The organism is Candidatus Poribacteria bacterium (genome assembly GCA_016866785.1).
Classification (GTDB): Bacteria; Poribacteria; WGA-4E.
This window is the reverse complement of record VGLH01000032.1, coordinates 1-15,351: the sequence shown is the minus strand read 5'-3', so window position 1 is coordinate 15,351 and position 15,351 is coordinate 1. Positions and strand designations below refer to the sequence as shown.

At 63.0% G+C, this 15,351-nt stretch carries 15 protein-coding genes; 3 read left to right on the top strand and 12 right to left on the bottom strand.

The features are described from left to right. Positions 1-308: 308 nt before the first annotated feature. The 9 genes from FJZ36_06555 to FJZ36_06515 form a co-directional block, all read right to left on the bottom strand. Positions 309-893: a flagellar protein FlgN gene (locus FJZ36_06555; GenBank protein MBM3214558.1), complete on the bottom strand. Its 585-nt coding sequence runs from the start codon at positions 891-893 to the stop codon at positions 309-311. Positions 894-914: 21 nt separating this feature from the next. Continuing rightward, on the bottom strand, positions 915-1,253 hold the full coding sequence (locus FJZ36_06550) for a flagellar biosynthesis anti-sigma factor FlgM (protein MBM3214557.1): 339 nt from the start codon (positions 1,251-1,253) through the stop codon (positions 915-917). A 97-nt stretch (positions 1,254-1,350) separates the two neighbouring features. Continuing rightward, a complete protein-coding gene (locus FJZ36_06545) occupies positions 1,351-1,755 on the bottom strand; it encodes a hypothetical protein (GenBank protein MBM3214556.1) in 405 nt (134 codons plus the stop codon). Positions 1,756-1,769: 14 nt separating this feature from the next. Beyond that, on the bottom strand, positions 1,770-2,936 hold the full coding sequence (locus FJZ36_06540) for a flagellar basal body P-ring protein FlgI (GenBank protein ID MBM3214555.1): 1,167 nt from the start codon (positions 2,934-2,936) through the stop codon (positions 1,770-1,772). A 21-nt stretch (positions 2,937-2,957) separates the two neighbouring features. After that, positions 2,958-3,572, bottom strand: a complete 615-nt coding sequence (locus tag FJZ36_06535; protein MBM3214554.1) for a flagellar basal body L-ring protein FlgH — start codon at positions 3,570-3,572, stop codon at positions 2,958-2,960. A gap of 26 nt (positions 3,573-3,598) precedes the next feature. Further along, entirely contained in the window at positions 3,599-4,708 is a 1,110-nt protein-coding gene (gene flgA, locus FJZ36_06530) for a flagellar basal body P-ring formation protein FlgA (protein ID MBM3214553.1), read from the bottom strand. A gap of 27 nt (positions 4,709-4,735) precedes the next feature. Continuing rightward, positions 4,736-5,524 (bottom strand): flagellar basal-body rod protein FlgG, encoded by a 789-nt coding sequence (flgG, locus tag FJZ36_06525; protein ID MBM3214552.1) that lies wholly within the window; start codon positions 5,522-5,524, stop codon positions 4,736-4,738. Further along, positions 5,524-6,264, bottom strand: coding sequence for a flagellar hook-basal body protein (locus FJZ36_06520; protein MBM3214551.1), 741 nt, complete (start codon positions 6,262-6,264; stop codon positions 5,524-5,526). Before FJZ36_06520 ends, flgG begins: the two co-directional genes overlap by 1 nt. Before the next feature lie 399 nt (positions 6,265-6,663). Next, positions 6,664-7,815 (bottom strand): flagellin FliC, encoded by a 1,152-nt coding sequence (locus FJZ36_06515; protein ID MBM3214550.1) that lies wholly within the window; start codon positions 7,813-7,815, stop codon positions 6,664-6,666. Between FJZ36_06515 and FJZ36_06510 the strand changes: the two genes are divergently transcribed. After that, on the top strand, positions 7,751-8,935 hold the full coding sequence (locus tag FJZ36_06510) for a beta-lactamase family protein (protein MBM3214549.1): 1,185 nt from the start codon (positions 7,751-7,753) through the stop codon (positions 8,933-8,935). The two genes, FJZ36_06515 and FJZ36_06510, sit on opposite strands and share 65 nt — an antisense overlap. Before the next feature lie 119 nt (positions 8,936-9,054). Here the strand turns inward: FJZ36_06510 and FJZ36_06505 are convergent, their stop codons facing one another. The 3 genes from FJZ36_06505 to speD form a co-directional block, all read right to left on the bottom strand. Next, a complete protein-coding gene (locus tag FJZ36_06505) occupies positions 9,055-9,963 on the bottom strand; it encodes a phytanoyl-CoA dioxygenase family protein (GenBank protein ID MBM3214548.1) in 909 nt (302 codons plus the stop codon). A gap of 125 nt (positions 9,964-10,088) precedes the next feature. Beyond that, entirely contained in the window at positions 10,089-10,751 is a 663-nt protein-coding gene (locus tag FJZ36_06500; protein MBM3214547.1) for a phytanoyl-CoA dioxygenase family protein, read from the bottom strand. Between the two features lie 257 nt (positions 10,752-11,008). Next, positions 11,009-11,449: an adenosylmethionine decarboxylase gene (speD, locus tag FJZ36_06495; GenBank protein ID MBM3214546.1), complete on the bottom strand. Its 441-nt coding sequence runs from the start codon at positions 11,447-11,449 to the stop codon at positions 11,009-11,011. Between the two features lie 485 nt (positions 11,450-11,934). On the opposite strand from speD, the gene FJZ36_06490 reads away from it, so the two are divergent. After that, on the top strand, positions 11,935-14,661 hold the full coding sequence (locus tag FJZ36_06490) for a hypothetical protein (protein ID MBM3214545.1): 2,727 nt from the start codon (positions 11,935-11,937) through the stop codon (positions 14,659-14,661). Positions 14,662-14,796: 135 nt separating this feature from the next. Further along, positions 14,797-15,351 (top strand): glutamate--tRNA ligase (locus FJZ36_06485; GenBank protein ID MBM3214544.1); only part of this gene is annotated, 555 nt, incomplete at its 3' end.

Genomic DNA, 15,351 nt, shown 5'->3' with positions numbered 1-15,351 from the left:
TCTCAGGAGTACGTTCCCGCAAGCCGTCGAGATCGGCGACCTGCGTTCTCGTTGGCAACGAAAGGCTCGCTTCCGCCGAACCGGGTTCCCCGCCAGGACCCCGCTCCGGGATGGATGGGCAGCCTCTCGCCTCGAAGCCCCTCCTTTGGACGAAATTGCGAAGCCCGCGCGTCTCCTTCTCTGCTGACGGGTCGCTGCCCGCCCGATGCTCTGCACTGGTTAGCGGTTCGTTCCGTCGATGGGTTGGGTTCTGTACGGGCGGGTCTCAGACCCGCCCGTACAACCACGAATCCCAGTCACACTTACCGCTAAAGCGTCTTGTCGAACAACTGCGGCAAGCCGTCTCGGTTAACGCGGGTATGCGGCACGCCATACGCCGACGAATCGATGCCCAGCGCCATCTCCGCGAACCGGAGCGACCGCTGGACGAGCGCCATGTTCTGTCGGTTCACCGTCTGGAGCTGCTCCGTCACCCTCTGTAGCGTCGCTTGGATCGTGTGCAGACGCGTCGCGTGCGGCTCCGGGAGAACGTTCGCCCACAGGGAGAGCCGCGTCCGCGACACCGCCGGGAACGTCTTGGCGAGCTGCCGGGTCAAGAGCAGACGCCGATGCTCCCACTGCGCCAACTGCTGAGCGTGGATCTCCTGCTCCTGCGCGGCGACGAGCAGCGACATGTAGTCGTCGCTCAGCAGATGCTTCTGGATCTGCTTCGCCTGCTCCAAGAGAGCGTGGGTGCAGGCGCGCTCCTTTTCCAGCACGACGAGCACGTCGTCGAGCGCCTGGCGCGTCCGAGCGTCGGCGCTCAGAGGAGCGACGCCAGCAGACGTGCCGGAGCGCGGCGGAGAGGCATTCCCCGGCGCAGAGGTATTCCGTTGAGGATGTTGGGTTGCCATGAGCCTCGTCTTGAGGTCGCGCTAGTTCCTCGTGAACCGCGCAACCGCCTCCATCAGCCTTTCCGCGATCAGAACGTTGTCCACCGAGTAGGTGCCGTTCTGGATCGCCTCTTGCAGCGTCTGAATCAACCCGTCGCGGGTCTCAGGAACGCCGGTCAGCGCGTCCTTGGCGCGGCTGAACAAGAGGGCTTCCGGGGAGACGATCACTTCATCTTCGCCGTTTGCCACCGAGGATGGCGGAGCAACCGACGACGAAGACGACGCGGATCGCGTCCCGCGCAGAGAGGTCTGGGAGGCTCGAAGCTCCGAGGTGTAGGAATTGAGGCGCTTGAAGTGCTCGATGATCATTGCGCGATCCATTCTGGGTTGCTCAATCCTTCTATCGGAGAGTTCGACGACCCTCTGAAGCCCGATTCTCCAGAGCGCAATCGTTCCTGAGATCGGCTACCGGGCGGATCTAGCCGTCCCGCCAGCCTACCGACCCGTCCGCGACACGCGAGACTACAAGCGACCGCTCGAAGGGACGCAGACCCGCCGATGACGTGTCCGCAGCCCTCGATTCGCGCCGCATGAACTCGCGGTAGAGCATCTCCGACAGCCCCAGCCCGGTTCCTTTCGAGAGCTCGGTGCTGAGATGCTCGTCGAAGAGCTGCTCGTACGTGTTCGAGGCGAATGTCTCCGGCAGGAACCCCGACTTGGGAACCGATGCCCGCATCGCCTTGAACAGGTTGTTGATGAACAGACTCTCGAAACTCCGCGCCGCGTCCAACGCCTCCTGCTGCTCCTTGGGGAGCGTCGTCTTGCCGAAGGGCGTCGGCTTCACCGTCGCCGCCGAGATCGCCGTCAGGGAGAACCCCGCCATCGCTCCGCTCCTGCCTACATGATGATGAGTTCAGCCTGCAGCGCCCCAGCCTGCTTGATCGCCTGGAGGATCGCGATCAAATCGCGCGGACTGATGCCGATGGCGTTCAATCCCTGTACCAGCTCGTTCAGCGACACACTGCCCGGAATCACTTGAACCAAGCCGCCCTCGTTCAGTCGCGACATCGCCGACTCGTCCGTCACGGCGATCTCCGTGTCCGGCACGACGACCGTCTCACCCTGACCGAACGGACTCGGCTGGGAGATGATCGGGCGCTCGAACACCTGGACGTTCAGGTTCGCGTGGGCGATGGCGACCGTCGAGATGCGCACGTTCTCGCCCATGACGACCGTTCCGGTCCGCTCGTCGATGATGACTTTGGCGCGGTGATCCGGCGTCACTTCGAGGCTTTCCAGATTCGCGATGAACTGGACGAGCCCCGCCGCCGTGCCCGCCGGGATCGACACTTGGATCGAAGCCGCGTCCGTGGCGACCGCCGTATTCGCTCCCAGCGCTGTGTTGATCGCGTCCGCCGCGCGCGCCGCCGTCGTGAAGTCGGGGTTCTGAAGCCCCAGCACGAGCATCTGCGGAACCGCCGCCGCGTCGAACGGAGCCGCGCTCACGTCCACATCCATGACGCCGCCGTTGGGGATCCGCCCCGCCGTGACGTGGTTCCGCTGGGTGCGCTCTCTGCCCGAGGCTTCGATGAGGAACCCGCCCGTCGTGATGGGACCCGAAGCCGTCGCGATGATCTGCCCCTGGGCGTTCACCAGAGGAGTCGGGAGCAGCGTCCCGCCTTGCAGGCTCGTCGCGTCGCCCATCGAGGAGACAAGCACGTCCAACCGGCTCCCTCGCCGCATGAAGGGCGGCACGTCCGCCGTGACCATCACCGAGGCGACGTTCCCGACCCGGAGCTGTCCTCGGTCGTTCTGGATCGTCATGCCCATGTTCCGCATCAGGTTCTCGATCGCCTGACGCGTGAACTGGACGTTCGTCGTCTGATCGCCCGTGCGGCTCAAGCCGATGACGAGCCCATAGCCGACCACCTGAGAGCTCTGAATCCCTTGCAGGATCGCGATGTCTTTGATCCGCGCCGCCGACGCGCCTCCCGCGAGTCCGAGGAACAACGCCGCCGCAAGGAGCATTGCGCCGATATCAACCGGTCGCCTGTCACGTCTCATGGAGAACTCCTCCGAAGGCGTCTAAAAGAACGGGAGAATGCTGGCGAGAACCCGCAGGACGATGTTGGGCTTCTGCTGCTTCGCAATCCAGCCGTCGCCTGTGTAGCTGATCGACGGGTTCGCCAACTGGTTCGAGAGGAGCACGTTATCCGGCTGGATATCTTCCGTCCGGCAGATGCCGGAGACCCGGAGCGTCTCCTTCTCGTTGTTGATCGTCAGCTCGCGCGATCCCTCGACCTTCAGATATCCGTTGGGCAGGACTTCCGTGACGAGCGCCGTGACGGTCGTCGTCAGTTCACCGCTGCTGCGCGTCGTGCCGGCTCCGTTCAGCGCGGTCTGCGTGCTCCCGCTGCCGGATGCCCTGCCGCCGCGCGGCTTCGTCTCCAGCCCCGCCGCGAAGCCGATGCTGTTCGTCTTGCTCGTCTGGGTGGACGCCGAGCGGCTCGCCTGCGTGGACTCGATGACGATGATCGTCAGGAGGTCACCCACTTGCGACGCCTTCGGGTCCGAATAGAGCGAGCGCACCGGCGCGCCCTGAGCCGTCATCGCGCCGACCAGGAGAGCTGTGGCAGCCGCTCCGATCAGGCGAAGTGGTATGCCGTTTGTCAAGCGGCGGAAACACGTGTCCATGTCCATGCCTCATTCCTGCACTGGGTTCGCCGCTAGGGAACCATTGCGGTCGTCAGCAGCGTCCGCATGTCGATCCGCACGAGCCGTTCGCCGGCGACGATCCCGCGAATCATCTTCCCGGAACGGAGGTTCAAGCATCGAATCACATCGCCGAGGCGACCGTCCTGCTGGGCTTCACCTGCCATGGTGATCCGCAGTTGAGGGGCTTCGAGGTAGACGGTGATCGGGTCGCCCTTCTGGATGATCGGAATCGATTCGATGCTCTGCTGGGTCAGCGGATCGCCGACGCTCAGGCTGCGCGTCGCGCGCCATCCCGAGATGTCCTGCGATTCGCTGATCGGCGCCTCTCCGTTGAGGGTCGTGATGTCGAGTTCCTTCCAGTCGATGGCGTCCGCATCAAGCGTTTCATGGCGGTGAATCGCCCGCGTGACGACACCGGCTGTGGCGAAGGCTCGCAACTTCAGTGCCAGGGTCAGCGTCTGGAAGGTCTCCCCATCCACGGCGACGCTCACTGGCACCGAGAGGATCGAAGTCAGGCGCGACGGGAGACGGTTCATCGCCGGCTTCGCCGTCCATTCACCTTTGGGAACCGCGACCTTCGGGGGCTTCGTCAAGAAGCTCACCTCGACGCGCTCGGCGCCGAAGGTCGTCGCGGCTTCCCCTTCGATCCACGCCGTCAGGCGCTGCAGAAGCGCGGACGGCTCGATCTCCTGGCTCTCGACTCGGACGCGCGTCGAGCCGGAACCCTCGAACGCAATGTCCTTGTCGCTGACGCCGAGCAGGTGCTTGTCGCGTCGCAGCAGCAGGCGCACGCTCTCCGGTCGGAACGTGAACGCTTGACCTACGCGGGGCGCGGGACCCAGCGCCATCGCTTCCAGCTTCGCCTTCAGGTCGGTGTCGCTGGACTCGATGACGGCGACGTCGGACAGGCGGATCTTCCCGCCCGACAACGCGGCGTCTTCGACGAAGCGGAGCGTCGCCTTGGGGGCTTCGGCTCCGCGAGCAATTCCCAATCCCCCGATTGCCAGCAGGACAACGAGAGCCGGACCGGCGACCCGGGCGCGGTTGCCGCGGAAATCTTTTCCGCGTCCGCCGCGCGACGGGCATCTTTTTCCGGCTGCCGCGTAGGCGTGTCTGGTCATCGGGATTCCCTCCGCGCAGACGGTCTATTACCGCCGCAGGTTGTTGGCGACGTTGAGCATCTCGTCGGCGGCTTGGATGGACTTCGAGCTGATCTCGTAAGCCCTCTGCGCGACGATCATGCTGACCATCTCCTCGACGAGTTTCACGTTGGACAGTTCCAAGAAGCCCTGCAAGAGCGAGCCGTAGCCGTCCGTCGCGGGGTTCCCGATCTGCGCCTGGCCCGACGAGTTGGTCGGCTTGAACAGGTTCTGCCCGATGGCTTCCAGTCCCGCCGGGTTCGAGAAGCGCGCAAGCTGGATGATACCGAGCTGCTGCCCCTGGTTGGAGCCGGGGGTCGTCACTTCGAGGATGCCGTCCTTGCTGATCGAGACGTTCGTCGCATCCGCAGGGATCGTGATCTGCGGCTGGAGCGGCAGACCGTCCGACGTGACGACGCGCCCGGAGCCGTCGAGCTTGAAGGAACCGGCGCGCGTGTAGGTGAGTTCGCCGTCGTTGTTGAGGATTTGGAAGAACCCTTCACCTTCGATGACGAGGTCGAGCGGCGCTTCCGTCTGCTTGAATTCGCCCTGGCTGAAGATGCGCTGGGTCGCGGCGGCGCGGCTTCCGTGACCGACCTGGATGCCGGTCGGGATTTCGGTTCCAGCGCCGGACGCCGTGCCGGGCGATTGGAGCGTCTGGTAGATGAGGTCTTGGAAGTCGACGCGGACCCGCTTGAACCCGTTGGTGTTCACGTTCGCCAGGTTGTTGGCGATCGTGTCGATGTTGAGTTCTTGGGCGTTCATGCCCGATGCGGCGGAATAGAGTGCGCGAATCATCAGCCGGCTCCTCCGACTCGGTGGATGAGGGTGTTGAGCGTGGCGTCGCTGACTTGGATCGCCCGTTGATAGGCTTCAAAGCCGCGAGTGATGTGGATCATCTGCGCCATTTCGTTGACGAGGCTGACATTGGAGCCTTCCAGAGCGCCCTGCTGGACGCGCGGATTGCTCGCGTTCCGAGGCGTCGCGCTGTTCCCGATGGGTCGGAAGAGCGTGTAGCCGTCCTTCTGGAGCGGCGTTCTGCCGTTGATGGGGTCGAACTGGATGACGCGCAGACGGTCGACGAGGACGCCGTCCACGACGACATCCCCAGCCGCGCCGATCTCGATCTTGCTGCCGTTGGCTTGGATGGGTCCGTTCTCGCCGAGAACCGGGTAGTTCTGGGCGTTCACGATGGTGTTGGAGCCGTTGAGGGTGAAGTTGCCGGCGCGGGTGTAGCGGATTCCCTGCGGCGTCTGGACGACGAAGAAGTTCTCTCCCCCGTCGTTGAACGCCAGGTCCAACGGGTTGCCCGTTGGCTTCAGGGAGCCGATATCGAAGTTCGTGTAGGCTTTGAACGTCAGGACGGGCGCCAGATACCGCGAATCCTGCGGATGCGGGGCGTCGGCGGCCGTGTGAAACGTCGCGAAGTCCTGACGGAATCCGGGCGTCGAAGCGTTCGCGAGATTGTTCGTGATGACCTCTGAGATGGCATCGTGCGCGAGCATGCCAGAGGCCGCGGTGTATATGCCTTGCAGCATGAAGACACTCCCTTCGTCGGAACCGTTGGAGCAACCTTTGTGCCATCCGCCTCGGACTGCCCCAGACGCCGATGATTGCTGGGTTCTCGGCGACTCGGTGGGTCTTGCGGAGGCTCGTTGGGAGGAAAGGAACGCCGCGGCAGAACCGGCGTGCGGAAAACATTACCCACCGGACGAGCCCCCATCCCCGCCTTCTCCCTGAACGGAGAAGGAGACTGTCCTCTCTGGTTCCTCTCCGGTCGAGGGTATGTCTGGTCCCTCTCCCTTCAGGGAGAGGTTAGGTGAGGGCCCGCACGGATTCCCGTAGAACACGATGCTGGCGAGATGGATGACTGAGCGCAAAAACGGCTCCCACGGATGGGAGCCTAGGGGGACGAGCGATACTCCGAGGCGGTCTGGCTAGCCTTGGAGGAGCATCAGCGCGTTCATGGGGAGCTGGTTGGACTGCTGCAGGATGGAGGTTCCCGCCTGAACGAGGATCTGAGCGCGAGTCAGGGCGGCGGTCTCCTGGGCGAAGTCGGCGTCGCGGATAACCGACTCGGCGTTGGCGGTGTTCTCCGCCATGATCTGAATGTTCGCCTGGGCGCGCTGGAGCCGGTTCACGACGGCTCCGACGCTCGTTCGCAGCGACGCCAGTTCGCGCACGGCAGCGTCCATATTATTCACGACGTTCGCCGCCTCGGTCAGCGAAGCGTACGACCCCACTCCGACCGTGAAGAGCAGCCCGCCGATGGAGATGCCGTTCGTCAATCCGCTGGCGACGCCCTTCATCGTGAAAAAGATGATTTGGCTGTAGGTCAGCGATCCGTCGCCGACGTAGAAGCTGAGCGGGATGGAGGCGTTCGCTGTCGATCCGGCGGAGATGAGCGTCATGCCGTTGTAGGTGGTCGATTGTGCCGTGCGGTCGATCTCGACGAGGAGCTGGGTGACTTCCTGTTGGATCGCCGAACGGTTCGCCGCGTTGACCGTGGAATCTGCCGCCTGGACGGCGAGTTCCTTGAGGCGGATGAGCATGTTGCCGATCTGCTCGAAGCCTCCGTCGGCGGTCTGGAGCATCGAGATCGCCTGCGAGATGTTCCGGTTCGACTGACGGGCTCCGGCGAGCTGCGCACGCATGCCTTCGGACATCGTCAGCCCCGCCGCGTCGTCCGCCGCATGGACGATCCGCAAGCCCGATGCGAGCCGCTCCATCGCGGACGTAGCGTCGCGGCTCGATCGGAACAGGTTCCGCTGTCCGTTGATCGACATGATGTTCGTGTTGATCCGGAACATGACCGTACGCCTCCGTGTGTATCGACGCGGTGCCCCCAAGGACGCGGGACTCGCTCCGTCCGTATGCTGCTCGAAGGCAAGCAACGACCATGCCAGGTGCGCCCTCTTCCACCGGTTCCACCGGCGGGGTGACTCGTTCTGTGCCCGACGGTCGTTATGCGCTACACTCGGCGCTACGTCGTAACGAACGCCAAACCCATCGAGACATCGCGCAATGAAATCGCTTTTTTCGATCACCGGGCGAGAGATCGCGGCGCTGGGTTCCTTTGATGAAGTCATGGAAACCTACATGCGCGCGCGAGGCGTGCCGCGAGGAACCCTCGGCGTCGCGAAGGATGGGCGGCTCGTGTTCGCGCGAGGGTACACGTTCGCGACGGATAGCACGACGCCGACGATCCCAGACGCGCTCTTCCGCATCGCCAGCATCTCGAAGCCGCTGACAGCGGTCGCGATCCTTCAGCTCGTCGAAAGGAACCGGGTCGGTCTGGACCAGCCGTTCTCGGATTTCGTCGACGTCTCCGGTTCCGATGATCCGCGTGTGTTCCGCGTGACAATCCGGCAACTGCTCCAGCACCGAGGCGGATACGACCGCGCGGCGTCGTTGGACCCGATGGTCCAGGACGCGCGCATCCGCGACACCCTCGGCGTGCGCCTGCCGACGACGGTGTGGGACATCATCGAGTTCATGAAACGCTTCCCGCTGGATGCCGACCCCGGCGAACGCTATGCGTATTCGAACTACGGATATCTGTTGCTCGGACGCGTCATCGAGGCGGCGTCCGGCGAGGGCTACGAGTCCTACGTGAAGACGCACGTGCTCGCGCCACTGGGAATCACACGAACCCAGCTCGGCGATGCGCTCTACGCGAACCGGCGAGCCGGAGAGGTCGATTATTCGGACCCGACGGGACGCATGTATCCGAGCGTGTTCGGAGCGGAACGACCCGGCATGGTGCGCCAACCGTATGGTTCTGAAAACCTTCGCGCGATGGACGCACACGGCGGATGGATCTCGTCGACCATGGACCTGCTTCGGTTCGCGCGCGCCTTCGACGACCCTTCGCATTGCCCGACTCTGTCCGCGGAGAGCATCCACGCGATGTGGTCGCCGTATCCATCTCCCGAACCGCCCGGCGACGCGTTCTACGGGCTCGGCTGGATGGTCCGACCTCTGCCGGACAAGGGTGATCGGAACACGTGGCATGGCGGGAGCATGCCGGGGACGTCGACGCTGGTCGTCCGAAGGTGGGATGGTCTGAGTTGGGCGGCGTTGTTCAACCAGCGCTCCGAGGATACGCCAGGGCTGCCTCCCTCCGGAGAGATCGATTCGATGCTCCACGATGCCGCGAACCGCGTCACCGATTGGCACAACGGCGATTCGTTCGCCGAGTGGCAGTGAAGGCGAAGAGGCGGGTCCGACTGAGGCTGTAGGGGCAGGCGTCAAGCCCACCCCCCCCCACAGCACAGCAAGGTCACGAGCAGCGGGTTCCCTACTGCTGCACGCCCAGCGGATCGTCGCTAGCCGACCCAGTTCTCGCGCGGCGCGTGCAGATCGATGGGGTCGCCGGGGTTCCAGCGCGGGAATCTTTCCGGCGGCGTGTAGTCGAACGTCTCGTCGTCCGACGGATAGGGGTTCGTCTTGCGCATGTGGAGCGCATGCTGGTAGAGGCAGGAGCGCTTTTCCAGCGTCTCGTGCGAGAACCAGTGGTAGTTCTCATTCCAGCTCCACGCGCGGTTGTCGAAGTAGACGACTCGTCGGAGCTCCGGGCTCTGGTTCGTCGTGCTCCCGTGGAGCACCTTGACGTGGTGGAGCAGCACGTCGCCCGGTTCCATCTCAGCGGGAACCGCGCCCTCCAGCGAGTAGAAGTCCTCGCGTCCACGGCGCACCCACTCCGCCGCCTTCTGCGGTTCCCACTTGTGGCTGCCGGGAACCGCCCAGACACAGCTATTGTCCACGGTCGATCTGTCCGGGTAGATGTCGATGTTGAAGATGCGCTCCATGCCGGCGGCGGGGTTCCCGTCGCGATGCCACGGAACCGACGAGCCGTTCGACGGCAGCTTGAACACCAGCGACTCGTAGCACGGGATGAAGTCGGGTCCGACCATGCGGGTCAGCAGGTCGCCGATGAACGGATGCGCCAGCAGACGTAGCGAGAAGTCGTTGTCCTGATAGTGCAGGTAGTTCAGGTAGTACGGGATGCCTTCTGGGCCCCTGCCGCACATCCGATCCTCGCGCGTGCCGCCTGCTAGGACCCGTTCGATGAGCTCCCACGAGCCGTTCTGGTAGTTCTCCAGTTCGTCGGCGTTCAGGACGTTCCGGCAGATGACGAACCCGTTGTCGTCGAAGAACTGAATCTCCGCATCCGTGATCTTGCGCATAGCCTCCCTCTCATCGAACCTCGGCATCTCCGCCAGAGATGCTCTCACCTCACCGATCCCCGCGTAACGATGTCATTCTGAGCCGCAGGCGAGGAATCTCGACGAACACGCGCCATGCAGGTCCTTCGCTAACGCTCAGGATGACATGTGGGCGCGAGCCCGTCCGGACCGCTCTATCGCCGATAGATCGCCCGCACGCCCGGTTCGAAGACCTGGAACGGCTCACCGTACTGGTTCCCCGCGATGTCGCGCCCACGCGCCAGGTAGATCGCATGCGGGAAGTTGTCGCGCGGGAAGAGCTTCACGCTGGTCGGCATGTAGCGCATCGTGTAGCCGCACCGGCGTTTGGCGCTCGTGTTCGCGTTGGACGCGTGGATCAGCTTGGCGTGATGGATGTGGCACTCGCCGCGACGCAGTTCCAGATCGACCGCCGAGCCCTCGTCGAACTGATCCGGCTTGATCCGCGTGCCGAAGACGTTCGTCTCGCGGTCCACCGGTTCGTATTCCGAGAACCCGTAATGGTGCGTCCTCGGCACGACGCGCATGCACCCGTTCTCCGTCGTCGATGCGTCGACCGCCAGCCAGACGGTCAGGACGTTCTGCTCGTCCAGCCGCCCCGACCAGTAGGCGGAATCCTCGTGCCAGGGAACCGCCTTGCCGTCTCCGGCGGGCTTGCAGATGAAATGGCTCGACCACAGGGCGATGTCGGGTCCGACGAACCGCTCCACGAAGTCGAGAACCTCGTCGGCGAGCAGCCAATCGAACAGCTTCGGATGGGCGAAGTGCGGCACGTCCATCGCTTCGGGACGCGCCCCCGGCGGCAGGTCGGCGAGCATCTGCTCGAAGTAGGCGGCGAGTTCCTCGAACTTCGCCTGCGGGAACAGCGGGTGCTGGTAGACGAAGTAGCCCTCGTCCTCCCAGAACTGCACGTCCGCGTCGGAGACATGGATCGGGTGCGAGGATGGCACGGAACCCTCCTTGGTGTCCCTCACGAGTGGACGGTCATTATCGCGGAGCCGCCGCCGCCGCGCAACGCGCCGAGCACGGCGAAGCCGCCCACGGATGGGCGGCTGGTTCCGTATAACGCGATGAATCACACGACCTGGCGCTGCGTGTCCGTGAACTGCAGCCGCTCCGTCTCGACGATCTGGGCGGATCGGATGAGGTCGTGCGGGAAGTCGTGACCACGGCTCAACATCTGATGCTCGTAGCGCTGCATGCCGAACATCTCTTCGGCGAGGCGCACTGCCTCCTGCGGATCGAACTCCTTGCAGGAGAAGATGTCGAGGCTGATGTAGTTCTTTTCGGGGAAGGTGTGGATGCTGATGTGGCTCTCGGCGATCAGCACGAAGCCCGACACGCCCCAGTCCTTGGGGTTCGCCCCGGTGTACTTGAACACGTAGGGCGGCATGATCTTCGTCATGCCGATCTGGTTAGGACATTCGTCCAGAAAGCGATAGATGAGCGACAGGTCCGTGAGGCGATCGTACTCGCAACCGTAACCATCCAGCACCAGATGCGGCCCGAAGCCCATTCTGATCAATTTCCGTAGCCTCCCAGAACACACGGAGGTCCGTGGTCAGGAGCGCGAGTGTCCCGGGGACGTTGCTCCGGCTCGCCTTTGTGGAAGCGCCAAACACCATCCTTGTAAGGGTTGACTTATGTTCGCTTCAAGTCTCGCTTTCCCCCGTCCGGGCGGAAGACTACGACTGGCTAGGTCGAGCGCTCACGCCGGGCGAGAGTCCCCGCAAACTTAGTGGGAACACAGCTTTGGATGGTAGCACCGCGCGACCGGAAGTCAAGCGGTTTTGGGCGAGGAGCGCGGATCATCTTGGGGCTGGAGACGAGCGCTTGGCTTCAGGACACGGTACGTCAGACAGCTGCCATCTGCCTCAGCAACAAGGCCGTTCGAACGCATGACATGATAGGATACCCAGTGACCCGGATGGTAGATCGGGTCGTTGCCGCTGTCTGGTGGGCTCGTCGTCTGGTGCGGCGTGCAATGCGAAGGGGCTGTAGATGGACAAGCGAACTTCGGGGAGTGCGGATAGGAGGTTTGAGGACGAGGATGCCTTTGGTCAGCACACCCGCATCGCAGACGCAATCGTCAACACAATCCAGGACGAAACAAAGCCAGGACGCGCGATCGCTCTCACGGGGGCATGGGGGAGCGGGAAGACATTCACACTCAAAGACGTGAAAAGCGTCTTGGAAGACGACCACACCAACGGTCGCGAGTACTGTGTGTTCCTCTTCGATGCATGGGCTCACCAGGGGGACTCGCTGGCCCGCGCCTTTCTTCACGACCTAACGGGATTGCTCAACCGTAGGAACTGGATAGATCAGGTCACTGCCGACACAACGCATGAGGCCCTCGATACAGTACGAACGCACCGGCGGGAGGACAAGCTTCCGTGTGAGAAACGGGAAAAGACCGACGTAGGTGTGACGCTAGCTGCGTCTGTCCTGGTGCCGGCAGGAGTCGCCGTCATACAATCTTTCGCCCAGAGCGTCTGGGCCACGTGCATCGGTGGTTGGCTGCTACTACTCGGCGCATTGTTGATAGTCGGAGTGAACAGGAGTGCTCTGAAGAGGCAACATGAGTCATTCCAGAAGAATCTGGATCGACTCAGGTTTCAGTATGTGAGCAACACCTCTCTGCTGCCAACGTCTGTGGAGTTCCGCGATCAGTTCGTGAAGCTGCTTCGCTCGTCCCTTGACAGAAACGACGGCCGAACGCTAGTCATTGTGGTTGAGAACATCGATCGACTCGACTCCTCCGACGCTCTCCACATATGGACAATTCTCCGTACGTTCTACCAGTTCGAGGCATGGAGCCAATACGAATGGTTCAAACGCTATTGGCTGATCGTCCCGTTTGATGAAGACATTGTGCGCCAGGCTGATACAGGCAACGGCGAGAAGACGATCGCGTTTGTCGATCGTCTGTTCCGGTACCGCTTCCATTTGCCGAATCCGACCTTGATCCGCTGGCACGAGTTTCTTGAGAAAAGAGTCCAAGAAGCCATACCCGACCTATCTGCCGGAGACACGTCAGACATACGCCGCGTCTTTGCCTCTACGCGTAAGGCGGTGCCAGGATCGGTCGGGACGAACCGACCGACACCACGTGACATCTCTCGCTTCGTCGATGACCTTTCGACCTCGTGGCGGCAGTGGGTCAATAGCATCCCCATCACACACCAAGCTCTGTACATCGCATTGCGCAACGACCGCTCGTTCAGCGCTGCTAGCTTCGAGAAAGGCCTGACGGAGTACTCGAACGAGATTCGCCGATACACCGCGTTTCTTGGCGAGGATCTGCGCACATCGCTGGCATCGCTCCACTTCGCATTGCCCGCCGAAGAGGCACTCCACCCCATCTTCGAATCGAAGATCGCTGCCGCGCTCGATGCAGCCGACGGCGAGTCTCTTGCTGAAGACAAGCAGTTAGTCGGATTCAACGCCGTGCTCCAGACAGTCGTCTTGCACCGGTTCGACAATCGGACCGAGTCGCCTGACAAACCCGGGCTCGTCCCCAACGCCGCCGTGGCTCTGCAACAGGCAGGCATCACCGACCCGCAGTCGTGGCAGATGCTTCGGCAAGACGCAATGAGGATCGAGCGCTGGGATGGCGACGACGGGAATCTGGCAGACGGGATTTTTGCTCTCGTGAACTCCGCCGAGATCGAGACGGACCGGGTCGGTTTTGTGGAGCGCATCGTCGACAACCTTGCCAGGTCCCTGCAGACGGACACGGCATCCAAGCCGCCTTCAGACCTTGGCAGTTTCGCTCAGGCGGTTTGGCGCCTGTTCAGTGCCCTCCATGAGCAACCGGGGCTCCACAACGCACTGGCGCACTTCACACTCCCGCAAGACCTGGATACATGCAAGGGGTTTCTGGGCGGGATCGGCAAGATGATCCGCAGCACGGAAAGCGAGCCGCTTGCCAGCTACTTCACACCGGAGAGCGGCACGGAGTTGGTGGCATCCGCCGCGGTAGCATGGGACTTCACGGACGACTCCTTCAAGGATACAGACCTCATCCGGACTCTATTCACAGTTGGCAAGGGCTGGGACTGGTCGCCACTCGTCGAAAGAGTGGACATCTTCCTGCGGAACGATGTTCGACGCGACAAACAGTCCGTCCCCCGGGCTCTTGTTCAGCTACTCGATCTCACATTGCCTGATTGGTCCGAGCAGACGTGCGGATCGGCAGAGACTGCCCTCAGCAGGTTGGCGACAGACGGGATCATGTTCGCCCTCGGTCCTTACATCTCTAACATCAGAGCAGCTTGGTTCCTCTGTCTGCTTGCCTATGGAGGTGGCGCGCGTGAACTTGCCGCCACACCTGAATCGCGGGACGGTCGGCATGGGTTCAATACTTACGTCAACGTTACACCCCACGAGTTGGACACAACGGTGGCATCGCTGGCTGTCAAGTACCGCCTGGTTGAAAGGCTCTTGTCTCGGCTTACACCAGCGCAGGATGGCCAGCAACTGATGGCTAAGATACGCCGTCTGCTCCAATGCGCCCTCGAGCAGACCGGCATCCGTGGTTTCCCCACTGCGGACAAGGCTGAGAACTGGTTGGCTGATCCGGAGCTGATGAAGTCTGGGTTCCAGCATGTGCTCAAGGTGATGAGAGCGTTCGAGTCTCGCCTGCTGCAAAATAACTTCACCAAGTTCGAGCAAATGGTGTCGTTCGTGGAGTCGCGGGAAACCCCAGCCGACCCGACGGCCTGATCATCTCTTCCCGTGACTCCTGCGGCCTGCGCCAAGCAGCGATGGGGCTAACCCGCCGCGCAGTTCCTTCCTAATCCCCAGCATCCTGAGGCACTATTGGGTCGAATCCCCCGACCCCGCGGAAGAGAGGATGTCGTGAACTCGAGCTCCGTTCGCGTCCGATTCGCACCGTCGCCCACCGGATACCTCCACATCGGAGGCGCCCGCACCGCCCTGTTCAACTGGCTCTACGCGCGCCACCACGGCGGGACCTTCATCCTGCGGATCGACGACACGGACGAACAGCGCAGCACGGAAGCCTCCACCACTGCCATTTTCGACTCGATGCGCTGGCTCGGTCTCGATTGGGACGAGGGTCCCGACGTCGGCGGGCCCCACGAGCCCTACTTCCAGTCGGAACGCGTCGCGCGCCATCAGGAATGCGCGCGGAGGCTCCTCGACGAGGGTTCCGCCTACTACTGCTACTGCACCAAGGACGAACTCGAAGCCAAGCGCAAAGAGGCGGAGCAAGCCAAGCGCCCGTATCGCTACGACGGCAGATGCCGCGACCTCACCGCCGACGAGCGCGCCGCGTTCGAGCGGGAGGGCAGAACGCGCGTCGTGCGCCTCAAGGTCGAGAGCCAGACGATCCGCGTCCCCGACCTCGTTCTGGGCGATGTCGTCTTCGAAGCAGATACGCTCGACGACTTC